The sequence below is a fragment of the Pseudomonas sp. CHM02 genome, assembly GCF_000612585.1.
Lineage (GTDB): Bacteria > Pseudomonadota > Gammaproteobacteria > Pseudomonadales > Pseudomonadaceae > Aquipseudomonas.
This window is the reverse complement of sequence record NZ_JFCA01000004.1, coordinates 95,568-117,804: the sequence shown is the minus strand read 5'-3', so window position 1 is coordinate 117,804 and position 22,237 is coordinate 95,568. Positions and strand designations below refer to the sequence as shown.

The window sequence follows — 22,237 nt, the reverse complement described above, 5'->3', positions numbered from 1 at the left end:
TCACTCGACAGCCGGCAGCCAGCGACGGATACGTCGCTCCAGGCGCCCGGACAGGTAGTTGGAAGCCAGCGTCACCAGGTAATACAAGGCGGCGGCCGTGAGGTAGAACAGCAGGTACTGGCGTGTCGAGCCCGCCGCCTGCTTGGCGGTGTAGAGCAATTCGTTGGTGCCGACCACGCTGATCAAGGCGCTGTCCTTGATCAGGTTGATCCACAGGTTGGACATGCCGGCCAGGGCAAAGGGCGCCATGATCGGCAGGGTCACGCGCCGGAACAGGCCGAACCCGCTCAGGCCAAACGCCCGCGCCGCTTCGATCTGCCCGTGGGGGATCGCCAGGATCGCCCCGCGAAAGATCTCCGAGGCGTAGGCGCCCTGCACCAGGCCCAACACCAGGATCGCCACCAACGGGCCGCTGATGTTCACCTGTTCGAAGCCCATCCACAGCATCAGCGCGTTGAGGCCCATGGAGCCTGCGTAATACAGCAGCAGGATCAGCAACAGCTCCGGCACCGCACGAAACACCGTGGTGTAGCCGCGCATCAGCATCGCGATGGGGCGCGGCGCACTGAGCTTGGCGCAGGCCACCACCAGGCCGATCAGCAAGCCCACCGCGAAGGAGCCGGCGGAGATCTGCAGGGTCATCCATAACCCCTTGAGCAGCGCATTACCCCACCCCTGTTCGCCGAAGCTGAGAAGGTCGAACATCATTCGGTCTTCTGGGCGACTTGTTGGTACGGGCTGTCACAGGTCTTGCTCACGAACGCCGGGGTATCGCTGCGTTTGCATGGGCTCACCGACAGCCCGAAGTAGTGCTGCGACAGGTCGTCATAGTCCTTGCTCACCAGCAACTCGCCGATGGCCTTGTCCAGCCGGGCCTTGAGCACGGTGTCTTCCTTGCGCAAGCCGGCACCGACGCCACGGCCGATGATCGGGTCGTAGGGCACGCTGGCAATGTGCGCCAGGCCGCTGGCTTCGGGAGTCTTGACCATCATGGCGATGGCGGTGTCGTCGGCCATCATGTAGTCGATACGCCCGGCGATCAGGTCGGCGTTGGCCGATTCCTGGGTGTCGTAGTACTTGAGGTCAGCGATGTTTTCGTAATACTTCTTCAGGTAGTTGGCACTGACGGTGGAGATCTGCACGCCGATCAACTTGCCCTTCAGGCCCGCCGGGGAGATCTCGACTTCGCTGCCCTTGGGCCCGGCGACACCCAGCAGGGAGTCGTAATAGGCGCGGCTGAAGGCAATCTGTTTTTCGCGCTCATCGGTCACCGACATCGACGAGAAAATCACGTCGATCTTCTTCGCCAGCAGCGATGGAATGATGCCGTCCCACGCCACTTCCTTGATCTGGCACTCGGCTTTCATGCCTTCGCAGAGCTTGTGGATCAGGTCCACTTCAAACCCCGACCACTGGCCGTTACCGCCCTTCACGGTAAACGGCGGATAGGGTTCGGCCGCCACCGCAAACACGATGGGTTTATCTGCCGCCCAGGTGAAACTTGCGGCCACCATCAACACTGCACTGCTCAACCACGTTGCCATACGTTTGGATTTCATGATTTTGCCCCGTCTTTTTCTGGAGTTAGCGAGTTTGATGCGCGTTGACGAACTGTCGGCAACGTTCACTGCGTGGGTCGATAAACACCGCATCCGGCGAGCCGGCTTCTTCGATCAGGCCTTGGTGCAGAAACGCTACTTTCGACGACACATCCCGGGCGAAGGCCATTTCATGGGTGACCAGGATCATGGTGCGGCCTTCCTCGGCCAGGGAGCGGATCACCCGCAGCACTTCGCCCACCAGCTCCGGGTCGAGGGCCGAGGTGGGCTCGTCGAACAGCATGACTTTGGGCCGCATGGCCAGCGCACGCGCAATCGCCACGCGCTGTTGCTGGCCACCGGAAAGGAACGCCGGGTACTCATTGCGCTTGGCGGCCAGGCCGACACGGTCGAGCAAGGCTTCGGCGCGTTCGATGGCCTCGGCGCGGCTCTCGCGCAGCACCTGGGTGGGGGCTTCGATCAGGTTTTCCAGCACCGTACGGTGCGGCCACAGGTTGAAGTTCTGGAACACCATGCCCAGGGTCGAGCGGATGCGTACCAGTTGCTTGGCGTCCGCCACCAAGGGCGCACCGGGGCAGCCGTAATTGAGCTTGATGCGTTCGCCGTCCACCTGGATGCTGCCCTGGTCCGGCACTTCGAGCATGTTGATACAGCGCAGCAAGGTACTTTTGCCCGAGCCGCTGGCGCCGATCAGCGAGATCACATCGCCTTCGTGGGCCGTGAGGGAAATACCCTTGAGCACCTCGATATTGCCGAAGCGCTTGTGCAGGTCGACAACTTCGATCATCGCCCTGGCGTGCTCAGGGGGAGCAACTTCAAGCCTGGGCGCCACCGCGACACGCGGTTCACCGGTCAGCTTGGCGACAAACTGCGCGATGCGCTGGCAGGCCTCGGCCAGACGCTCTTCGCCGAGGGTGAACGACAACCGCACGAACCCTTGGGCGGGCTCACCGAACGCGGCGGCATCCAATACCGACACCCCGGCTTCGCGAAACAAGCGCCAGGCGAAATCCAGCGAGCCAAGGCCGGTATCGCGCACATCCACCAGCACAAACATGCCTGCTTGCGGCGCCTGCACCTTGATCCTTGGGCACGCACTCAGCCCCGCCACCACCAGGTCGCGCCTGCGCCGGTAAATCTCGCGCATGCCCTGGGTCACGTCGTCATGGGCCAACACTGCGGCAGTGGCGGCCTCCATCACGAAGCCCGGCAGGCCGTAGAGCATGCTCAGCACCAGGGTTTCGGCATGGGCGACCATCTGCGGCGTCGCGATGATCCAGCCGATGCGCCAACCGGTCATGGCGTGGGACTTGGACAAGCTGCCAATCACCACACAGCGCTCCGCCATGCCCGGTAGCGCGGCGAGGCTGTGGTATTCGCCGTCGAACACCAGGCTTTCGTAGACCTCATCCACCACCACCCACAAGTCGTGGGCGATGGCCAGGTCGGCGATGGCTTGCAACTCCTGCGCGTCGAGCACCACGCCGGTCGGGTTGTTCGGGTTGGAGAAGAAAATGGCGCGGGTACGCGGCGTGATTGCGGCGGCGAGCAACTGCGCATCGAGGCGAAAGCCCGATTCCGGCGAACACGGCACACGTACCAGCGTCGCGCCGCTGGCCTTGAGCGTGGCCTCGTAGGTGACGTACATCGGATCCAGCACCAGCACCTCGTCACCGGCCTGCAACAGGCACAGCGATGTCACGAACAACGCGTTCTGCGCACCGGCGACGGTGATGACGTTGGTGGCATCGAGTGGGCGTTGCAGGGTCTTGCTATAGCGCGCGGCAATGGCCTCGCGCAGTGCCGGGCGGCCGGGGATTTCGGTGTAGTGGGTGTCACCCTCGCGCAAGGCAGTGACGGCGGCATCGGTAATGAAGGATGGCGTGGCGAAATCAGGGTCGCCGACGCTGAGGATGATGATGTCTTCGCCCTGGCTGGCCGCCTGGAACGCGGCGTGGTGGATGTCCCAGGCGGCTACGCCCTGCCCTGCAATTCGATCGACGAAGGGGGAAAACCGCATGCCAGAGCCTCTCGTTCAAGAAGAAAAAGCGCGAACCCGGTTGCTGTGCAACGGGTGGATGCGGTCAACATAGTTCAAACTGAACAGTCGTTCAATGGGTATGTTCGGCCCGGTGTCGTTTATCGTCCAAAGAGGTCGTTGTGGTGATTTTGGCGAATTTACAGTTGGCTCATCAGGTCACAGCGATAATCCTGCAACTCGCCGGCCGAGCCGAGGTTCAGTTCGGTAAGCGCTACGTGCGTGGTGAGCAGCACGAAGCTGCCATCGGCGCGCGGCGTCATCAGCAGGCCGTAGTGACTGATGGATCCGTCCTGGGCATCGACGTAGTCGCGCAGCAATGCCAACGGGTCGAGCAATTCGACATCGGCGGCAGACATGACCCGCGCACGGTAGGTATGGCCCATCAATTGCGTCGGCAGCACCTGCCATTGCTCGCCCAACCCCTTGGCCTGCTGATTGAGCGCGATATAGACGTCCGGGCGCAAGCAGGCGATATGCACGTGCAACTGGTTTTGCGAGCGCCCGTAACGGGAGTTGATCGCCACCGCGAGAAATTGATCGGCAATCGGCTTTTTCAGCCCCTCGGACAACACGCGACGATGCTGCCAGGCCTGGGCGAAGTAATGCGGCAGCAGGTGGCGGCCAAGGGCGACGTCCTCGATACCGGTGACCTTGTCCACTGGAATCAGCAGGTCATGCAACGGGCCGTTGCGGTCCTTGAACAACGCGTAGCCACGGTCCAGGTCCACCGCCAGGCACGGGTTGGGGGTGTGATGCTGTTGCTGGCTCGGCACGCATTGCTGGCTGACGATCTGCCACAAGGCGTCCGGGTTGCCCCGCCATTTCCAGGCGCCCACCAGCACCAGCCCACAGAGCAAACCACCAGCGATCGTGAATACGGTACCGCGCTTCATGCAAAAACCTCGACGTACAGGGATGTTGTTTTTTGGCTGCCGACATCCCTGTCGAAGGGTTAACGCTTGGGTGGGGCCATAAATTCCGGGCCGATCGGATCTTTTATCGTGCTGGCCAGAATCCGGTCGATGTGCATCAGGTCTTCGGGCGTCAGGTGCCAGCCGAAGGCTTCTTCATAGCCTTTCAACTGCTCCGGCCGCCGCGCGCCCCACAGTGCGATGGTCGGGCCCTGGTCCAGCACCCAGCGCAGGGCCAGGGCGAGTACCGATTTGCCGTGGCACTCACGGGCGTACATGTCCAGCGCGGCCACGGCCGCCAGGTATTGGTCGAAACGTGGCCCTTTGAACTTGGGGTCGAGCTTGCGCACGTCGTCGCCGGCAAAGCGCGTGGCCGAGTGCATGCTGCCACTGAGCAGGCCCCGACACAGCGGACCGTAGGCCAGCACCACCAGGGAATGCTGCTTGGCGTACGGCAGGATGTCGCTGTCGATGGCGCGCTCGAACAGGTTGTAGGGCGGCTGCACCGTGGCAAGCGCGGTGTATTGGCTGAAGTCATCCATTTGCGCGGAGGAGTAATTGCTCACGCCGACGGCGCGGATCTTGCCCTCGCGGCGCAGGCGCTCCAACTCATCGGCGGTTTCTTCCTGGGCCACCAAGGGGTCGGGCCAGTGGATCTGGTACAAGTCGATGTAGTCGGTTTCCAGGCGCCTCAATGAGTCTTCGACTTCTTTGCGGATGCGTTGGGCCGTGGCGTTGCGCCGGGTGCTGCCGGTGTCCCATTGCAGCCCGGCCTTGGTGGCGATCACGGCGCTGTGGCGCACGCCACGCAAGGCCTTGCCGATCAGCTCTTCGGAGAGCCCAAAGCCGTAGATCGGTGCGGTGTCGATCAGGTTGATGCCGATCGCCAAGGCATGCCGCAGGGTGCGGATGGCTTGATCGTTGTCCGCCCCGCCCCACAGGTGCCCGCCCATGGACCAGGTGCCGAGGGCAACCCGTGAGACCGCTTGGTCGATGCCGGCAATTCTGATGGTCTCAACGTGCATAAAAAAATCCCTGCGGGCCGCAATAATGCTTAGAAAAGCAATTACTCTAAGTCATCCTGGGTTGAATCGGGCTCAACGCCGCATGCAACCGAACTCCAACAAAAGAGACTTGAAATGGCGGCTTTCAACCGTTCCGAACTGGCTGATCTCAACGTGTTCATGGCCATCATCCGGCGTCGCAGCTTTCGCCACGCCGCCCACGAGCTGGGCGTGACCACCTCGGCGTTGAGCCACACCATGCGCAACCTGGAAACCCGCCTGGGCGTCAAGCTGCTGTATCGCACCAGCCGCGCCGTGGAACCCACCGACGCCGGCACCCTGCTGGCAGAAAAACTCAGCCAGGGCTTTGCCACCATCAAGGATGGCCTCGACACCCTGGAGCTGTACCGCGAAGCCCCCATCGGCCGGCTGCGCCTGAACGTGCCGCGGGATGCGGCGGTATTGCTGCTGACGCCGATTCTCGGGGACTTCTGCGCCGCCTACCCGCAACTGCGCCTGGACATGATCGTGCAGGACCAGATGATCGACATCATCGCCGAGGGCTACGACGCGGGTATCCGCTACGGCGCCACCGTGCCCCAGGACATGGTCGCCGTGCCGCTGACCGGCGAGTTGCGCTGGATCATGGTCGCCGCCCCCGACTACCTCGCGCGCCGAGGCACACCGCGTGAACCCAGGGATCTGCTGCAGCATTCATGCATTCGCATGTACCTGGGCGACAAGACCACCTACAAATGGGAATTGGGCAACGGTGCGCGTCAGCAGCGTATCGATGTGCCCGGCCACTTCAGCGCGGCCGACACCGAGACCATTGTCAATGCCGCGCGGCAGGGGGTGGGCATTGCCTATTGCCTGTCCAACCGCGTGGAACAGGAACTCAAGGCCGGTCACCTGGTGGAGGTCATGCCCGACTGGAGCTGCCTGGGGGAACCGCTGTGCATGTACTACCCGAGCCGCCGTCAGTCGCAGCCGGGGTTGCGCCAGTTGATGGACATGATCCGCGTGAAAACCATCGGCTCACAGTTGATCCAATCACATTGAACCCGTCACCGGCCGCGGTCCTCCAACCTGAACAGACCACGGCCTCGGTGCACGCTCGATGACTTTTATTCTATGGATGGCCGTACTGGGCGCCGTCTTGCTCACCCTTGCCCTCACCTCTTCCTACCTGCGCTGGATGCCGGTCACCACCTCGGCGGTGTGCCTGCTGCTGGGCGTAGGGATCGGCCCGCTGGGCGTCGACCTGTTGCACCTGGACATCAAAAACTCCGCGCGCTGGATGGAGCACCTGACTGAAGTCGCGGTGCTGTTTTCGCTGTTCGTCAGCGGCTTGAAGCTGCGCCTGCCACTCAAGCACCGGACCTGGCGCATCGCGTTCGGCATGGCCGGGCCGGTGATGCTGCTGACCATCCTTGGCATCTGCCTGGCGCTGCATTACCTGTTTGCGTTGTCGTGGGGCGTGTCACTGCTGGTGGGCGCGATTCTGGCCCCGACTGACCCGGTGCTGGCGGGCCTGGTGCAGGTCAACAATGCCCAGGACGATGACGCGCTGCGCTTCGGGCTGTCCGGCGAAGCGGGCTTGAACGACGGCACGGCCTTCCCGTTTGTGATCTTCGCCCTGCTGTTCATGCAGCACGGCGGGTTCGACGGCGACTGGCTGGGCGGTTGGGTGCTGAAGAACCTGCTCTGGGCGGTGCCGGCCGGGTTGTTGATCGGCTACTGGATGGGCCGCGGCATTGGCCGCGTGACCCTGTGGTTGCGCATCACCAACAGTGACAGCACGCTCTCGCCAAATGACTACCTGACGCTCGCACTGATCGCATTGGCCTATGTGGTCGCCGAGGCGGTGGGCGGCTATGGCTTCCTGTCGGTGTTCGCGGCGGGGCTCGGGTTACGCCAGGCGGAGTTCCGCTCCACGGGCCATTCGCAAACCCCGTCGGAGCACCTGGCGTTGCCGGTGGTGGGCCACCTGGAGGTGGAGCCGGAACAGGCGCTGCAAGGCGATGTCAGCGAGTTGGAGGACACCCAGATCGCCGCCGGCGTGATGATGGGCGACATGCTCTCGTTCGGCAGCCTGGTGGAGCGTTCGATGGAGGTGTTCCTGGTGACGGTGCTGGGCATCGTGCTGGTCAGCCATTGGGATTGGCGCGCACTGCCGGTGGCGGCGTTGCTGTTCTGTGTGATCCGCCCGATTGGCGTACTGGCGATGCCCTGGGGCAGCCTGATCGATCGTCAGCAGCGCGGGTTGATGGGCTGGTTCGGTATTCGTGGGATCGGCAGCATTTACTACCTGTTCTATGCGCTCAATCACGGGTTGATCGGCACCAGCAGCGCGGTAGCAGTGAACCTGACCCTGTCAGTGATTGCCCTGAGCATCGTCGTTCATGGCCTGAGTACCCAGCCGATGCTGGCGTGGTATGAACGACGTGCCAGGGTAAAAGCGCAACCGGTAAAGACTCAGTCCTGATTCTCGGTATTGCCCACATCCGCCGCTTCATCCAGATCGTTGAGCGGCACTTCTGCATCATCCATCAGGGAGCCGGGGTCTTCATTGCCCGGGTCGTTGAGTTCGTCGTCGAGTTCTTTGGACATGACCGTCTCCTCTAACCGCCTTGGGTGTCGATATCAGCATCGGTTTCAGGCTTGGGCTCGCGCTCGGGCTTGAAGTCTGGACTGTAGTCGTTTTCCTTGGCCTTGGGGTCTTTGGCCGGGACCGGGTCCTTCGGCGCGTCGGCAGCGGTACCGGGAGCCGGTTCGCCGCCGTCGATGGCCGGGTCGTTGCGGTTATCGAGTTGCGGGTCTTTGCTTGTGCTCATGGGTCACCTCGTTACAGGCCGGTGGGAAATCAGCAGGGCCTACAAGTAAGGCGCCGCGCCAACCGGCGAAGTTCCGTCCGATTGCTCACCGGATCGGGTTGTCGACCTGGATATAGAACGCGTACATCCCCAGCACCAGCCAGAACACCATGAACAGCCACGGTGCCCGCATGGAGAACAGCAGCGACTTGCGGTAGCCCTTGTGGGACGACTCCATTTCGGAAAACAGCGGCGATTCATCGTAGGCCATGCCCATCACCGGCTCGCTGCGCAGCAGTTCGCTCTGCTTGTAGTGCCAGTGATCGATGATTTCGTACGCCGCCCGAATGCCCGGCCAGGCATTCAGGGAGCTGAGAATGCCCAGCGAGACCAGGAACACCGGCACTACCAGAGTGAACAGCTTGCCCCACTCCGGGTTGAGGTTGCCCATGCCGGAAACAAAGGCGATGACCAGGAACGATTGCGCCGTGAGGTAAGCATCGGTGCGGTTGGCCAGGATGGTGGTTTCGTACTGGATTTCGCGCCGGTAGAAGTCCAGGCGGTCCTTGGGTGAGCCGAAGATCTTGGCGTTGTGCTCGCTGTGGTCGGCCAGCGCCGCTTCCGGCGTATTGGGAGAGATGATTCTGGGCACGACAGTGCTCCACGCAGGTTCGAGTCCCGTTAGAAGAATCGGGGCCGGGTGAAGTTCAAGTTTGTTCGCGCACCAAGTCGGGGCACCCGCCAGGCGCTGCCCCCTTATGGTGAGCAGGCTTGCTGTAGTGAGTGGGTCTCTGTGGTGAGCGGGCTTGCCCCGCGTTGGAGTGCGCAGCGCTCCCGCTCTTTCTGGGGCCGCTGCCCAGCCCAGCGCGGGGCAAGCCCGCTCACTACAAGTAATTTTCGGTTCCGGCACAAGCATTGCTTTATCCATTCATCTGCCCGGATACAGGAGCATTCGTTACCCCCCGACCCAGAGCCGACCCCATAAGAAAGTAAGGACCAGGCCCGTTGGCACCCTTAGCCACGGCCCTTATAAAAATGCGTTTTTTGAAACGGCAGTGCCACCCAAGCGTCCCTCGGCACTGACAAGGTACTGGAATGGCTCGAACTTTCTTCGATGAAATGAATGACGCAAATGGCGAGTGCCGTGCGCATTATCAGGATTTCTCCCGCTGGCTGGCGAATACGCCGCCGGAACTGCTGGCCCAGCGTCGCCGTGAAGCCGATTTGCTGTTCCACCGTGCTGGCATCACCTTCACCCTGTATGGCGACGAGCAAGACACCGAGCGCCTGATCCCCTTCGACATCATCCCGCGCAGCATCCCCGCCAATGAATGGAGCGTGATCGAACGCGGCTGTATCCAGCGCGTCAACGCGCTGAACATGTTCCTTGCCGACATCTACCACGACCAGCGCATCATCAAGGCCGGGATCATTCCCGCGGACCAGGTGCTGGGCAACGAGGGTTACCAGAAGGCCATGGTCGGCCTGGACCTGCACCGCGACATCTATTCGCATATCTCGGGTGTGGACCTGGTGCGCGACGGCGACGGCACCTACTACGTGCTCGAAGACAACCTGCGTACGCCCAGCGGCGTGAGCTACATGCTCGAAGACCGCAAAATGATGATGCGCCTGTTCCCCGAGGTGTTCGCCAAGCAGCGCATCGCGCCGGTGGACCACTACCCCAACCTGCTGCTCAAGACCCTCAAGAGCTCCAGCCGCCTGGACAACCCCAATGTGGTGGTCCTGACGCCGGGCCGCTTCAACAGCGCCTTCTTCGAACATGCGTTCCTGGCCCGGGAAATGGGCGTGGAACTGGTGGAAGGCGCCGACCTGTTCGTGCACGACCTCAAGGTATTCATGCGCACCACCGATGGCCCCAAGCCGGTGGACGTGATCTACCGGCGTATCGACGACGCCTTCCTCGACCCCAACGCCTTCAACCCCGAATCGATGCTCGGCGTGCCCGGCCTGGTCGCTGCCTATTGCGCCGGCAATGTGGTGCTGGCCAATGCCATCGGCACCGGCGTGGCCGACGACAAGTCGATCTACCCCTATGTGCCGGAAATGATCCGTTTCTACCTGGATGAGGAGCCGGTGCTACAAAACGTACCGACCTTCCAGTGCCGCAAACCCGATGAACTGTCCCACGTACTGGCCAACCTGCCGGAACTGGTGGTCAAGGAAACCCAGGGCTCCGGCGGCTACGGCATGCTGGTCGGCCCGGCTTCCACCGCCGCCGAGATCGAGGACTTCCGCCAGCGCATCAAGGCGCGTCCCCATGCTTACATCGCCCAACCGACCTTGAGCCTGTCCACCTGCCCCACCTTTGTCGAAAACGGCATCGCCCCACGGCATATCGACCTGCGGCCGTTTGTACTGTCGGGCAAGGAAACTCGCCTGGTGCCCGGCGGCCTCACCCGCGTAGCGCTCAAGGAGGGCTCGTTGATCGTCAACTCGTCGCAGGGCGGCGGAACCAAGGACACCTGGGTGGTGGAGGGCTGAGCATGTTGAGTAGAACCGCCGCAGATCTGTACTGGATGTCCCGTTACCTGGAGCGCGCCGAGAACCTGGCGCGCATGCTGGAAGTCAGTTACTCGTTGTCGTTGATGCCCCAGGCCGGGCGCAGTGACGGCCTGGACGAACTGGCCATGTCGTTGCTCAGCAGCGGCACCCTGGACAGCTACCTGGAGCGTCATAAACAGCTGGACGCCGAACGCATGCTGCACTTCTTCGCCCTCGACGAAGAAAACCCCGCCAGCATCTACAACTGCTTGCGCGCCGCACGCGGCAATGCCCACGCCGTACGCGGGCGCATCACCGCCGACATGTGGGAAAACCTCAACGCCACCTGGCTGGAAATGCGCAGCATCGCCGCCGGCGGCCTGGCGCGACACGGCATCAGCCACTTCTGTGACTGGGTCAAGCAGCGTTCCCACCTGTTCCGCGGGGCGACCTCCGGGACAATCATGCGCAATGACGCCTATCGGTTTATCCGCCTGGGCACCTTTGTCGAGCGTGCGGACAACACCCTGCGTTTGCTGGATGCGCGTTACGAGATGTTTGGCGAAGAGTCGGAAGAAGTCAGCGATTTGTCGGCACGCGGTTATTACCAGTGGAGCGCCCTGCTCCGCGCGCTGTCGTCGTTCGAGGCGTACACCGAGTTGTACCCGAATGCATTGAATGCGCGGTCGGTGTCGGAGCTGTTGTTGCTGCGCAGTGATGTGCCGCGTTCGTTGCATGCGTGTATCGAGGAATTGAGCCATATCCTCGCGGATCTGCCCGGCAGTTATGGGCGCACGGCGCAGCGCCTGGCAGCGGAGTTCGAGGCGCGACTGAGGTACACCGGCATCGATGAGATCCTTGAAGACGGCCTGCACAGCCGTCTCACCGAGTTTATCGACACCGTGCGCGAGCTGGCGCGGGCGATTCACAGCTCGTACCTGGAGGTTGTGTAATCCACAACCGGGGTTACTGGTGTTTTACCAGCACCGGCTCGGCGCGGTATTGGTCGGGGAAGAGTTTCTTGAGCTGCGCCACCTTCGGCAGATCATTGATCACGATGTAAGGGTAGGACGGGTTCTCGGTGAGGAAATCCTGATGGTAGGACTCCGCCGGGTAGAACGCCTTGCCCATCTCGATTTTAGTGACGATGGGTTTGTCGAAGGACTTGGCCGCATCCAGCTGGGCGATGTAGGCCTGGGCGACTTTTTGCTGGTCGGCATTCTGCGCAAAGATCGCCGAACGGTACTGGGTGCCGGTGTCAGGGCCTTGGCGATTGAGTTCGGTGGGATTGTGGGCCACCGAGAAGTAGATTTGCAGCAATTTGCCGTAGCTGATTTTACTCGGGTCGTAGGTGACCGACACCGACTCGGCGTGGCCGGTGTTGCCGTCGCTGACGGACTCATACTGCGCCGTGCTCGCAGCGCCGCCATCATAGCCGGACACGGCGTTTTTCACGCCTTGCACATGTTGGAACACCCCTTGTACGCCCCAGAAACAGCCGCCGGCGAAGACGGCGGTTTGCAGGTTGCCGGCTTCGGCGGGCAGGTCCAGGGCGGGTGGCGCGATCACCACGGCGTCGTCGGCGGCGCCGAAGGAAAAGGCCTGGCTTTGGCCGACGAACGCGGCGAAGGCCAACACGGGCAGGTATTTGAATACATTCATGGCAGGCACTCCGGGTTAACCAAAGGTGAAGGCATACGCCGACACATTGGGGTCAAGGAATTCAATGGTGAAGGTGCGGTCCTGCACGGCACCCGGCTGACGCACCAGCTGGTACAAACGTTGCTCGGTGACACTGCCGCTGCCATCCGGTGCAACGTCGGTGCCGTGGGCGTCGCCCGGGGCCTGGCCGTCGATGGTGACCTTGAAACGCACCGGCTTGCCATCGGCGCCAGGGCCAAGCACCAGGTGCAGGTCACGGGCGTGGAAACGGTAGACGATGCGCCCACCGGCCTGGTCGAGGGTGGCTTGCTGGCCGCCGACGTTCCATTGGCCTTCCAGGGTCCAGTTGTTCAGGGCCAGGTGGCCGGCGACCGGGTAGTTCGCCACTTGGTTGGTCGCCAGGGTGCCGGTGCTGACGAAATTTTCGGCACGCTGGAAGCCCAGGTAGGTTTCCGGCGACTGCACTTCGTTCGTGTCCGGCGCTTGCTGCACGCCCTGGGCATCGGCTTCGATCAAGCCACCCGCGACGTTCCTGGCGCCGGCTTCGCGCAGCAGTTGCTGGATCACCCGTTCCGACTCGGCGTACTCGCCTTCACCAAAGTGGTGGTAGCGGATCTGGCCCTTGGCATCGGCAAAGTAATGGGCCGGCCAGTACTGGTTGTTGAATGCGCGCCAGATCTTGTAGTTGTTGTCGATCGCCACCGGGTAAGTGATACCCAGGTCTTTCATGGCCTTGGTGACGTTGCTGACGTCACGCTCAAAGGCGAATTCCGGCGCATGCACACCGATCACCACCAGGCCCTCGTCGCGGTATTTATCGGCCCAGGCTTTCACGTACGGCAAGCTGCGCAGGCAGTTGATGCAGGAATAGGTCCAGAAATCCACCAGCACCACCTTGCCCTTGAGTGCTTCGGCAGTGAGTGGCGGGCTGTTGAGCCACTGCACAGCGCCATCCAGCGGTGGCAGCGCACCTTCGATCGGCAGTGTGTCGCTGTGGTTGGCGGCGGCCATCATTGCGCCCCCCGCCATCATCGCCCCGCCTTTTGGTTCCGGCTTGGCGTTGAGCTTATTCACCAGGCTTTGTTCCAGGCCACCGGTCGATGCCGTCGACAACCGCGCCAGCACGCCGGTATCCAGGCCCAGCGCAATCGCGGCCACACCGGCCAGCATCAGCGCACCCAGGCCACGGCGCAGCCATTCACCGGCGCCGAGGGATTTCTTCATGAAGCCAAAGACTTTACCGCCGACCAGCAATGCCAGCGCGAGGGAGGTGGCAGCACCGGCGGCGTAGGCCAGCAACAGCAAGGTAGTGCCGATGCTGGCGCCCTGCAGCGCGGCGCCGGTGAGCACCAGCCCCAGGATCGGTCCGGCGCAGGGTGCCCACAGCAGCCCGGTGGCCACGCCGATCAGGAACGATGCGCCCGGACGCGGCCTGGCATCGGCCCCGGCGGCTTCCGACAAGCGACTGCCGGCGGCGACCAGTGGGCGCGTCAGACGCTCCGACAGTTGCGGCAGCAATAGCGTGAGTCCGAACAGGGCAACGCACAGCAACGCGAGCCAGCGCCCGTATTGATTGACTTGCACCACCCAACCGCCGCCCACCGCCGCCAGCGAGGCCACCAGGGCGAATGTCACCGCCATCCCCGCTAACAGCGGCAAGCCACTGCGCAAAAACGGCTGCCCGGTGCGAGCGAAGACAAAAGGCAGAACAGGCAGGATGCACGGGCTGACGATTGTCAGCACACCGCCCAGGTACGCGAGAACCAGAAGCCACATGGGATCTTCCCTTATACGAATGAAAAAACATCGGCTCAAGCCGCCGTGAATGTCATGGCGGCGCCATTCATGCAATAGCGCAGGCCGGTAGGCGCCGGGCCGTCATCGAACACGTGCCCCTGGTGACCGCCGCAGCGACGGCAGTGGACTTCCTTGCGCACCACGCCATAGGAGGTGTCGGTACGGCTGGCCACGGCGTTGTCCAGTGGCTGCCAGAAGCTGGGCCAGCCGGTGTGGCTGTCGAATTTGGTGGTTGAAGAGAACAGGGGCAAGGCGCAGCCGGCGCAGGCGAAGGTGCCGGCGCGGTGTTCGTCGTTGAGGGCACTGGTATAAGGGCGCTCGGTGCCCTCCTCGCGCAGGACGGCGTATTGCTCGGCGGTGAGCAGGCTGCGCCATTCGGCGTCGGTATGGGTGACTTCGAAGGTCTCGGCGGCTTCCGCTTCGGTGACCATGTTGAGCTGTTTGAGCAGCCCGCCGGCCAGGAAAGCGACACCCAGGCCGCCACTGGCCAGTAATAGTTGTCGGCGTGAGTACATGATGTTCTCCAATTTATGACTGGCGCAGCACCTGTGGTGAGCGAGCAAGCTCGCTCACCACATGAGAGGTGCTTACCGTTACCAATGAGGCGATCATGCTCGTAGGACGGTCGCGGAATCCTCACGCAGAGTTAAACAATTCGTGATAACTACACGGTGGCAAAACCCGCACAATGCGCGAACTACAAGTGAAGGTTTCTCTACATGGATCAGCCCAAACGTGTCCTGGTGGTCGAGGACGATGCCCATATCGCCGACCTCATCTGTCTGCACCTGCGTGATGAACAGTTCGAGGTGGTGCACAGTGCCGACGGCAACGAAGGCCTGCGCCTGCTGGAACAAGGTGGCTGGGATGCGCTGATCCTCGACCTGATGCTGCCCGGCGTCGACGGCCTGGAGATCTGCCGGCGCGCCCGCGCCATGACGCGCTACACGCCGATCATCATCACCAGCGCACGCTCCAGCGAATTGCACCGCATCCTCGGGCTGGAGCTGGGCGCGGATGACTACCTCGCCAAGCCGTTTTCCATGCCGGAACTGGTGGCCCGCGTAAAGGCGCTGTTGCGCCGCGTAGACGCCATGGCGCGCAACCTGAAGATGGACGCCGGCAGCCTCGACCTCGGCCAGTTGTTCATCAACCCGCTGACCCGCGACGCCACCCTGCAAGGCCAGCGCCTGGACCTCACCCCACGGGAATTCGACCTGCTGTACTTCTTCGCTCGCCAGCCGGGCAAGGTGTTTTCGCGCATGGACCTGCTCAACGCGGTGTGGGGCTACAGCCACGAAGGCTATGAACACACGGTCAACACCCACATCAACCGCCTGCGCGCCAAAGTCGAAACCGACCCGGCCAACCCGACGCGCATCCTCACGGTGTGGGGCCGTGGCTACAAGTTTGCCGAGAGCCCGCCATGAAACTCAGCCTGACCCAGCGCTTGTCGGTGGTGTTCGCCGTGTTGCTGCTGATCTGCAGCGGCACCTCGGCGTGGCTGCAAGTGCGCTCCAACCACATGCACGAACTGGAAGTGGTGCAAGGCCTGTCCCGCGACCTGGCGGCCCACATTGCCCGCGACACCCAACTGATGGACGCCGACGGCCTCAAGCCCGACGCCGTGCGCAACCTGTTCAGCCAACTGATGCTGGTCAACCCCAGCGTCGAGGTGTACCTGCTCGATATCGACGGTCGCGTGGTCGGCAACGCTGCACCCAGCGGGCACATGCTGCGTGAACAGGTGGACCTGGCGCCGATCCGGCGCTTCCTCAGCGGTGCCATGCTGCCGATCCTCGGCGACGACCCGCGCAGCGTCGATGGGCGCAAGGTGTTCAGCGCGGCGCCGCTCAAGGCGGGCGGCCAGCAGGCGGGCTTCCTGTATGTGGTGTTGCTCGGTGAAGCCCACGATGTGTACGACGCCAAGGATGCTACCGGCATGGCGTTGAAGATCGCATTGTGGTCCATCGGCCTGGTCGCCCTGCTCTGCCTGATGGCCGGCCTGATTGCCTTTGCCTGGATCACCCGGCCACTGCGCCAGCTCACCGACAAAGTCGGCCAGTTCGATATCAACGGCGCACCCAAACCTGCCGGACCGACTGCACCCGAGTTCAACAGCGGCGATGAAATCGCCGTGCTCGACCACGCCTTCGTGCAGATGGAAAACCGCCTCGGCGAACAATGGCGGGCCATCACCCACCAGGACCAGGAGCGCCGGGAAATGGTCGCCAATATCTCCCATGACCTGCGCACGCCGTTGGCCTCGCTCCACGGCTACCTGGAAACCCTGTCACTCAAGGATGCGAGCCTGAGCCCCGAAGAACGTCGCCGCTACCTGGGCATTGCCCTGGACCAGAGCCGCAAAGTCGGCGGCCTGGCCCAGTCGCTGCTGGAGCTGGTGCGCCTGGAGCACGGCTTTGTACAGCCGGTGATCGAAGGTTTTTCATTGCCTGACCTGGTGCAGGACATCTTCCAGAAATTCGAACTGACCGCCGAAGCCCGCGCCATCACGCTTACCGCGACCCTGCCACCGCAGGTGCCTACGGTGTTCGCTGACCTGGGCCTGATCGAACGGGTGCTGACCAACCTGCTGGATAACGCCTTGCGGCATACACCGGAGAACGGCGAAATCGAGGTGATCCTGTCACCCGAAACCCACGCCGTTGCCGTCACCGTCAGCGACAGCGGCCCGGGCATCGACGCCGAACTGCGCGAAGGCCTGTTCCTGCGGGCGTTCACCATCGGCGGCGCCCGTCGCGACGGCGGCCTGGGTTTGCGTATCGTGCACCGCATTTTGCAACTGCACGGGCGCAGCATTCGCCTGGTGGATCGCCCCGGCCGTGGGGCGACTTTCATGTTTTCCCTAGAAACCCGAGCATCAGCGCGTTGACCCGTTGCCCCTGCTCGTTCTGGATCCAGTGGCCACAGTTGGGCAGCACATGCTGCTCCAGGTGAGGCACTGAGTCCGGCATGCGCTTGAGCGTATGAGCCTCGAAGACCCCGACCGGGTCGCGGTCGCCGATCAGGAAGAGCGTGGGTTGCACCACCGGCTTGCCGGCCAGGTTTTCGGTGCGTTGCCAGTTGCGCTCGAAGTTGCGGTACCAGTTCAACGGCCCGCGAAACCCATGCTCGGCGAAGGTTTGCACGTAGATATCCAGATCCGTCTGGGAACACCATTGCGGCAAGGCGACTGGAGCCGCAACGCCTTCAAGCAACCGGGCATTCGCCGGTTTCCTCTGCAGGAACATGTCCTGATCCTGCATGAACAGGCGCAGGGTACGCTCGATATCGGCGTTCAATTCCTGCTCGGCCACTCCAGGTTCCTGGAAATACAGGATGTAGTTGAAGCGGTCGGCGTACAGCTCGCGCATGATTTCAATCACCGGCCGCCGTGCACGCCCGGCGAAAGGCACTGACATCGTGATCAAGCGCGCAACCCGCTCAGGTTCGAGCAATGCCAGGTGCCAGGCCACGACCGCGCCCCAGTCGTGGCCGACCATCACCACCTGCCCATGGCCAAAGTAATCCATGGCCTGCTGGATATCGCCACACAACGTCAGCAGATCATAATCGGCGACCTCGGCCGGCGAACTTGACTGGCCGTAGCCGCGCATTTGCGGGGCAAACACCCGATAGCCCGCCGCCGCCAGGGCAGGAATCTGCTCGCGCCAGGAATGCCAGCACTCCGGAAAACCGTGCAGCAGCCAGATCGGCGAGCCGTGCTCGGGGCCGGCTATGTGAACGCTTAACTCAATACCGTTGACGTGGATTAGTTGCTGGCTCATGGGCATAACCTTTTCGAAGGTGTTGCCCAGCGTGCAGCATGGCTTACACAGCCACCAGCATCATTGATGGCGGGAATAACTCATGCAACCGCCCACCAGCGTGGCAACAATTGACGTACCCGCGCTTCGTCGAAGCGGTCATCGATCAACATCACCACGCCACGGTCCTGCTGACTGCGGATCACCCTGCCCGCGGCCTGCACCACTTTCTGAATGCCGGGGTACAGGTAGGTGTAGTCGTAGCCCGCGCCGAAGATCGCGCCCATGCGCAGTTTCATCTGTTCATTCACCGGGTTGAGTTGGGGCAACCCCAGGGTGGCAATGAAGGCGCCGATCAAGCGGGCGCCGGGCAGGTCGATGCCTTCGCCGAAGGCGCCGCCAAGCACGGCAAAACCGATGCCCTGGCTGTGATCGGTGAATTGGTCGAGGAAGGCCTGGCGCTCAGCCTCGGCCATGCCGCGTGACTGTTGCCACAGCGCAATCTGCGGATGTCGCTCGGCCAGCAGCTGTGCCACCTGCTGCAGGTAATCGAAGCTTGAAAAAAACGCCAGGTAGTTGCCAGGTTGCTGCGTGTACTGGCGGGCGATCAGCTCAACGATAGGTTCCAGCGAGGCGTGGCGATGGACGAAACGCGTGGAGATTGCGTCGACGATGCGCACCTGCAACTGCTCGGCCTTGAACGGTGATTCCACATCGACCCACGCCGTGTCCGCCGGCAGGCCCAGCAAGTCGGCGTAGTAATGACGAGGGCTCAGCGTCGCGGAAAACAGCACACTGCTGCGGGCCGCGGTCAACCGTGGGCGGATGAACTCGGCGGGCACCACGTTGCGCAGGCACAGGGTCGAGCTGCTGCGCTTGCCGCTGAGCTGGCGCTTGCTGATGTCGAAAATGAAGTGTTCGTTGAACAGCTCGGCGACCTTGGCAAATTGCAGCACGTCGAAATAGAAGACTTGCAGGTCGCCACTCAGCGATTCGGGATGGTCGTTGAAATACTCGCCCATGCGGCTGGCGCACAGGCTCAGGGCCTGCAGCAGTTTTTCCGGGCGTGCGGCATAGGCCTGGTAGGGCGCGAGCTGGTCCTTGTGCAGCGCGTTCCACTCACGGTTGAGGCGCTGCAAGGGTTTTTTCAACGGCTCTGGAGCGGTGTCGCGCAGGGTCTTGAGGTGGTACTGGTCGAGGCTGGCGCTGTACATCGAGCGGGCCCGTTCGACCAGGTTGTGCGCTTCGTCCACCAGCACCGCCGCCCGCCATTGATTGAGCTGGGCCAGGCCGAACAGCATGGCGCCAAAGTCGAAATAATAGTTGTAATCGGCGACCACCAGGTCGGCCCAGCGCGCCATTTCCTGGCTCAGGTAGTAAGGGCAGACGCCATGGGCCAGCGCTACCTCGCGCAGGTTGCGCTGGTCCAGCAGGCGCAGCGTTGACGCGGCGCTGCGTGCGGCGGGCAAGCGGTCGTAAAAGCCCTTGGCCAAGGGGCAGGAATCGCCGTGACAGGCTTTGTCCAGGTGCTCGCAGGCCTTGTCCCGCGCCACCAGTTCCAATACGCGCACTGGCAAGCCGGGGCTGCTGGCTTGCAGCACTTGGGCGGCATCCAGGGCGAGTTTGCGGCCGGGGGTCTTGGCGGTCAGGAAGAACAGCTTGTCCAGTTGCTGGGGCGCCAGGGCCTTGAGCAACGGGAAAATCGTGCCGATGGTCTTGCCGATGCCGGTCGGCGCCTGGGCCATCAGGCAGCGGCCGGTGCTGACGGCCTTGTACACCGTTTCGGCAAGCGCGCGCTGGCCGGGACGGAAGCCTGCATGGGGGAACGCCAGGCTCTGCGCTGCGCTGTTGCGCGCGTCGCGGTGTGCCATTTCCTGCTGGGCCCAACCGAGGAACAGCGCGCATTGCTGGTTGAAGAACGGTTCCAGTTCGCTGGCTTGAAAACGCTGGGTGAGCAGCGTCTCGCCTTCGCCGACGATATCGAAGTACACCAGCGCCAGGTCGATCTCGGAAAGACCGAGTTTCTGGCACATCAACCAGCCATACACTTTGACCTGGGCCCAATGCAGTTGCCGGTGGTTGGCGGGCTGGGCGTCGAGGTCGCCGCGATAGGTCTTCACTTCTTCCAGACGGTTGGCGTCTGGGTCGTAGCCGTCTGCCCTGCCCCGCACCGTCAACTGCTGATACACACCCTCGAGCGCCACCTCATTCTGGTAGTGCTGGCTGCGCCGCGAGGCGACGGTGCGGTGGCCGACAATGCCTTCCTGGGCACTGGGCGACGGCGTGAAGCGCAGGTCCAGGTCACCGACCTTGGCCGTGAACTCACACAGTGCGCGCACGGCAACGCTGTAGCTCACGCGGACGCTGCCCAGCGCACATAGCAGACCGTCACCGGCATCTGGTATTCGCCGCAGAACTCCAGCCAGCGCAGTTGGTTGTCTTGCAGACGATCGCCGGGGCCCTTCACCTCGATCATGCGGTAGGTCTTTTGCGCGGGCCAGAACTGGATCAGGTCCGGCATGCCGGCGCGGTTGGCGCGGATATCCAGCAGCAACCGTTCAAACCAATAGCGCAGGTGTTCGGCGGGCAGGCAAGCCAAAGCCTGTTCCAGCAGTTCTTCGCTGAGTAGGTTCCAGAACACGAAAGGCGACTGGATGCCCCACTTTTCGGCATAGCGTTGGCGGATGGTGGTTTTGTAGCGCTCGTCCTGCAATTGCTCGAAACACGCGGCGAACAGCGGTGCGCGGCGTTGGTGGAAGTCTTCGCTGTGCAGGTCCGCCGGCCCGCGTTGGAACGGGTGGAAAAACGAACCCGGCAGCGGTGCGAAGATCACCTCCCAGCACAACAGGCCGAACAGCGAATTGATCAGGCCGTTTTCCACGTAGTGCACGGGCCCGTCGGGTTCGCTGAGGTGCGCCTGCACGCAGTACTCCACCGACATCAACGGGTCAGGTAGCGCGAGCGCCAGGTCCAGGCGCGTCACGGGCCGTGGCTTGACCTTGGGCAAGGCCGGCTCACCGAGCTTGCGCCGCAGGCGTGGCATGACACGCAACAGGTGTTGCTGCTCGGCGGCGCTTTCCGGGGCCTGTTGGGCAGCGCTCGCCAGGGCCATGGCTTGCACGTAGTCCTCCTGGCGCTCCAGCACACGGATCAACCGTGAACGTGCGCCGGGATAGGCGCAGGCGCGATAAATCCGTTCCGCCAACGCCAATTCGGCAGTGCGCTCGCAATACTGCCCCACTTGGAACAACAGCTTGGCCCGGCGCTTTTCCAACCAGGGGTTGTCGGTGTTCAGCGTGGCAATCGCAGCCAGTACATCCTCCAGTGCTTCACCAGCTTCAAAGGCCTGCTGGCATTGGTGCAGGAACAGAAACCCATGCACGTCGTCACGGCTGCGCAGGCCACGGGATTCGGCGCAGAACTCGACTTTTTCATAGGTGTAGATGCCCAGGTCCGCCAGCACGAACTCGGACCAGTCCTGATGCAAGTTGCCAAAGAACATCAGCCGCAGGCGATCGCACAGCTCCATCACGGTAAGGCTGTACAGCGTGTCGGTAAGGTCGGGGCACCAGTGGGCAAAGCAGCGGCGCTCAGTGAACTGCGCCGACAACCCTTCCAGCCAATCGGTTTTCTTGCCTTTGGGCTGGTCGATCCAGGGTTTGAACGCAGCGAGGATCTCGCCTTTCTGCAGCAAGGGGAACAGTTCTTCAAAAGCCAGCACGCATTCGTCGTCAACCCAACCCAGTGTAAGCAGTGGCCCGACCGCTGCCTGGGTGCAACCGATCTCGCCATAATTGAGCTTGCCCGCACGAAAATGCACGCCCTTGCGCATCACCATGCGCACCAATAACGCCTGGGACGCCTGCGGCAACCTGTCGAAATGCTGAATGAAATGCTGTTCGTCCGGGTCGAGCAGATCCGCATAGCGTTGCCCCAGCCAATGCAGGACCTGGCGGAAGTTATGCAGGTAATAGAGCGGTTCTTCGAGGGGATTGGCCATGGCGTGCAGCGATCAGATACTGGTTATGCATACAGAGTGCCGTCGCAAATGCCTGGTTGCAATCGGTAATAGATAAATGGCGCCTGCAACTTTTTGCATAAAAGTGATCAGATGGGGAAGTCGATGGCGTAACATTTGTCGCCCACGGCGTCTGGCGTGGGACTTTTCAAGGTTA

At 62.6% G+C, this 22,237-nt stretch carries 20 protein-coding genes; 6 read left to right on the top strand and 14 right to left on the bottom strand.

The genetic code is table 11. From position 1 onward, the window contains the following. The 5 genes from BM70_RS0103390 to BM70_RS0103370 form a co-directional block, all read right to left on the bottom strand. Window positions 1–705, bottom strand: a complete 705-nt coding sequence (locus BM70_RS0103390; protein WP_025854701.1) for an ABC transporter permease — start codon at window positions 703–705, stop codon at window positions 1–3. Beyond that, window positions 705–1,544, bottom strand: a complete 840-nt coding sequence (locus BM70_RS0103385; RefSeq protein ID WP_081782030.1) for a transporter substrate-binding domain-containing protein — start codon at window positions 1,542–1,544, stop codon at window positions 705–707. Before BM70_RS0103385 ends, BM70_RS0103390 begins: the two co-directional genes overlap by 1 nt. Before the next feature lie 40 nt (window positions 1,545–1,584). Then, complete coding sequence (locus tag BM70_RS33820) at window positions 1,585–3,579, bottom strand: aminotransferase class I/II-fold pyridoxal phosphate-dependent enzyme (protein WP_025854699.1); 1,995 nt, start codon at window positions 3,577–3,579, stop codon at window positions 1,585–1,587. Window positions 3,580–3,737: 158 nt separating this feature from the next. Next, window positions 3,738–4,493, bottom strand: coding sequence for a CDP-diacylglycerol diphosphatase (locus BM70_RS0103375; RefSeq protein WP_025854698.1), 756 nt, complete (start codon window positions 4,491–4,493; stop codon window positions 3,738–3,740). Window positions 4,494–4,552: 59 nt separating this feature from the next. Further along, complete coding sequence (locus BM70_RS0103370; protein WP_025854697.1) at window positions 4,553–5,536, bottom strand: aldo/keto reductase; 984 nt, start codon at window positions 5,534–5,536, stop codon at window positions 4,553–4,555. A gap of 114 nt (window positions 5,537–5,650) precedes the next feature. On the opposite strand from BM70_RS0103370, the gene BM70_RS0103365 reads away from it, so the two are divergent. Both BM70_RS0103365 and BM70_RS0103360 read left to right on the top strand, forming a co-directional pair. Then, window positions 5,651–6,577, top strand: coding sequence for a LysR family transcriptional regulator (locus tag BM70_RS0103365; RefSeq protein ID WP_025854696.1), 927 nt, complete (start codon window positions 5,651–5,653; stop codon window positions 6,575–6,577). Window positions 6,578–6,635: 58 nt separating this feature from the next. Then, a complete protein-coding gene (locus tag BM70_RS0103360; RefSeq protein WP_025854695.1) occupies window positions 6,636–8,003 on the top strand; it encodes a sodium:proton antiporter in 1,368 nt (455 codons plus the stop codon). Here the strand turns inward: BM70_RS0103360 and BM70_RS33515 are convergent. From BM70_RS33515 to BM70_RS0103345, 3 genes are all read right to left on the bottom strand, one after another. After that, window positions 7,994–8,128 carry a hypothetical protein gene (locus BM70_RS33515; RefSeq protein WP_014718417.1) on the bottom strand — a complete coding sequence of 45 codons (135 nt, stop codon included), beginning with the start codon at window positions 8,126–8,128 and terminating at the stop codon, window positions 7,994–7,996. The two genes, BM70_RS0103360 and BM70_RS33515, sit on opposite strands and share 10 nt — an antisense overlap. 11 nt (window positions 8,129–8,139) lie before the next feature. Then, window positions 8,140–8,352 carry a hypothetical protein gene (locus tag BM70_RS0103350; RefSeq protein WP_025854694.1) on the bottom strand — a complete coding sequence of 71 codons (213 nt, stop codon included), beginning with the start codon at window positions 8,350–8,352 and terminating at the stop codon, window positions 8,140–8,142. Window positions 8,353–8,437: 85 nt separating this feature from the next. Beyond that, window positions 8,438–8,983, bottom strand: a complete 546-nt coding sequence (locus tag BM70_RS0103345) for a hypothetical protein (protein WP_025854693.1) — start codon at window positions 8,981–8,983, stop codon at window positions 8,438–8,440. A gap of 443 nt (window positions 8,984–9,426) precedes the next feature. Here BM70_RS0103345 and BM70_RS0103340 point away from each other — a divergent pair, with 443 nt between their 5' ends. After that, complete coding sequence (locus BM70_RS0103340) at window positions 9,427–10,836, top strand: circularly permuted type 2 ATP-grasp protein (protein ID WP_025854692.1); 1,410 nt, start codon at window positions 9,427–9,429, stop codon at window positions 10,834–10,836. Window positions 10,837–10,838: 2 nt separating this feature from the next. Continuing rightward, complete coding sequence (locus BM70_RS0103335) at window positions 10,839–11,789, top strand: alpha-E domain-containing protein (protein ID WP_012724311.1); 951 nt, start codon at window positions 10,839–10,841, stop codon at window positions 11,787–11,789. A gap of 13 nt (window positions 11,790–11,802) precedes the next feature. Here BM70_RS0103335 and msrA read toward each other — a convergent pair whose 3' ends face one another. Genes msrA through msrB form a run of 3 tightly spaced genes read right to left on the bottom strand, consistent with a single transcriptional unit; the run spans window position 11,803 to window position 14,810 of the window. Continuing rightward, entirely contained in the window at window positions 11,803–12,498 is a 696-nt protein-coding gene (gene msrA, locus BM70_RS0103330; RefSeq protein WP_025854691.1) for a peptide-methionine (S)-S-oxide reductase MsrA, read from the bottom strand. Window positions 12,499–12,513: 15 nt separating this feature from the next. Beyond that, a complete protein-coding gene (locus BM70_RS0103325) occupies window positions 12,514–14,274 on the bottom strand; it encodes a cytochrome c biogenesis protein DipZ (RefSeq protein WP_025854690.1) in 1,761 nt (586 codons plus the stop codon). Window positions 14,275–14,309: 35 nt separating this feature from the next. After that, the gene (gene msrB / locus BM70_RS0103320) at window positions 14,310–14,810 is read right to left on the bottom strand and encodes a peptide-methionine (R)-S-oxide reductase MsrB (RefSeq protein WP_025854689.1); all 501 of its coding nucleotides are present in this window, start codon (window positions 14,808–14,810) and stop codon (window positions 14,310–14,312) included. Between the two features lie 204 nt (window positions 14,811–15,014). Here msrB and BM70_RS0103315 point away from each other — a divergent pair, with 204 nt between their 5' ends. Further along, the gene (locus BM70_RS0103315) at window positions 15,015–15,725 is read left to right on the top strand and encodes a response regulator transcription factor (protein WP_025854688.1); all 711 of its coding nucleotides are present in this window, start codon (window positions 15,015–15,017) and stop codon (window positions 15,723–15,725) included. Continuing rightward, window positions 15,722–17,188 (top strand): HAMP domain-containing sensor histidine kinase, encoded by a 1,467-nt coding sequence (locus BM70_RS0103310; protein ID WP_025854687.1) that lies wholly within the window; start codon window positions 15,722–15,724, stop codon window positions 17,186–17,188. Before BM70_RS0103315 ends, BM70_RS0103310 begins: the two co-directional genes overlap by 4 nt. Here the strand turns inward: BM70_RS0103310 and BM70_RS0103305 are convergent. The 3 genes from BM70_RS0103305 to BM70_RS0103295 form a co-directional block, all read right to left on the bottom strand. Then, window positions 17,151–18,083 carry an alpha/beta fold hydrolase gene (locus BM70_RS0103305; RefSeq protein WP_025854686.1) on the bottom strand — a complete coding sequence of 311 codons (933 nt, stop codon included), beginning with the start codon at window positions 18,081–18,083 and terminating at the stop codon, window positions 17,151–17,153. The two genes, BM70_RS0103310 and BM70_RS0103305, sit on opposite strands and share 38 nt — an antisense overlap. A gap of 80 nt (window positions 18,084–18,163) precedes the next feature. Continuing rightward, entirely contained in the window at window positions 18,164–20,419 is a 2,256-nt protein-coding gene (locus BM70_RS0103300; RefSeq protein ID WP_025854685.1) for an ATP-dependent DNA helicase, read from the bottom strand. Then, window positions 20,416–22,062, bottom strand: a complete 1,647-nt coding sequence (locus BM70_RS0103295) for a VRR-NUC domain-containing protein (RefSeq protein ID WP_025854684.1) — start codon at window positions 22,060–22,062, stop codon at window positions 20,416–20,418. The genes BM70_RS0103300 and BM70_RS0103295 overlap by 4 nt, the downstream gene beginning before the upstream one ends. Between the last annotated feature and the right edge of the window lie 175 nt (window positions 22,063–22,237).

Coding starts and splice junctions, on each gene's coding strand:
- BM70_RS0103390 (WP_025854701.1), bottom strand. CDS start 705: ATGTTCGACCTTCTCAGCTTCGGCGAACAGGGGTGGGGTAATGCGCTG.
- BM70_RS0103385 (WP_081782030.1), bottom strand. CDS start 1,544: ATGGCAACGTGGTTGAGCAGTGCAGTGTTGATGGTGGCCGCAAGTTTC.
- BM70_RS33820 (WP_025854699.1), bottom strand. CDS start 3,579: ATGCGGTTTTCCCCCTTCGTCGATCGAATTGCAGGGCAGGGCGTAGCC.
- BM70_RS0103375 (WP_025854698.1), bottom strand. CDS start 4,493: ATGAAGCGCGGTACCGTATTCACGATCGCTGGTGGTTTGCTCTGTGGG.
- BM70_RS0103370 (WP_025854697.1), bottom strand. CDS start 5,536: ATGCACGTTGAGACCATCAGAATTGCCGGCATCGACCAAGCGGTCTCA.
- BM70_RS0103365 (WP_025854696.1), top strand. CDS start 5,651: ATGGCGGCTTTCAACCGTTCCGAACTGGCTGATCTCAACGTGTTCATG.
- BM70_RS0103360 (WP_025854695.1), top strand. CDS start 6,636: ATGACTTTTATTCTATGGATGGCCGTACTGGGCGCCGTCTTGCTCACC.
- BM70_RS33515 (WP_014718417.1), bottom strand. CDS start 8,128: ATGTCCAAAGAACTCGACGACGAACTCAACGACCCGGGCAATGAAGAC.
- BM70_RS0103350 (WP_025854694.1), bottom strand. CDS start 8,352: ATGAGCACAAGCAAAGACCCGCAACTCGATAACCGCAACGACCCGGCC.
- BM70_RS0103340 (WP_025854692.1), top strand. CDS start 9,427: ATGGCTCGAACTTTCTTCGATGAAATGAATGACGCAAATGGCGAGTGC.
- BM70_RS0103335 (WP_012724311.1), top strand. CDS start 10,839: ATGTTGAGTAGAACCGCCGCAGATCTGTACTGGATGTCCCGTTACCTG.
- msrA (WP_025854691.1), bottom strand. CDS start 12,498: ATGAATGTATTCAAATACCTGCCCGTGTTGGCCTTCGCCGCGTTCGTC.
- BM70_RS0103325 (WP_025854690.1), bottom strand. CDS start 14,274: ATGTGGCTTCTGGTTCTCGCGTACCTGGGCGGTGTGCTGACAATCGTC.
- msrB (WP_025854689.1), bottom strand. CDS start 14,810: ATGTACTCACGCCGACAACTATTACTGGCCAGTGGCGGCCTGGGTGTC.
- BM70_RS0103315 (WP_025854688.1), top strand. CDS start 15,015: ATGGATCAGCCCAAACGTGTCCTGGTGGTCGAGGACGATGCCCATATC.
- BM70_RS0103310 (WP_025854687.1), top strand. CDS start 15,722: ATGAAACTCAGCCTGACCCAGCGCTTGTCGGTGGTGTTCGCCGTGTTG.
- BM70_RS0103305 (WP_025854686.1), bottom strand. CDS start 18,083: ATGAGCCAGCAACTAATCCACGTCAACGGTATTGAGTTAAGCGTTCAC.
- BM70_RS0103295 (WP_025854684.1), bottom strand. CDS start 22,062: ATGGCCAATCCCCTCGAAGAACCGCTCTATTACCTGCATAACTTCCGC.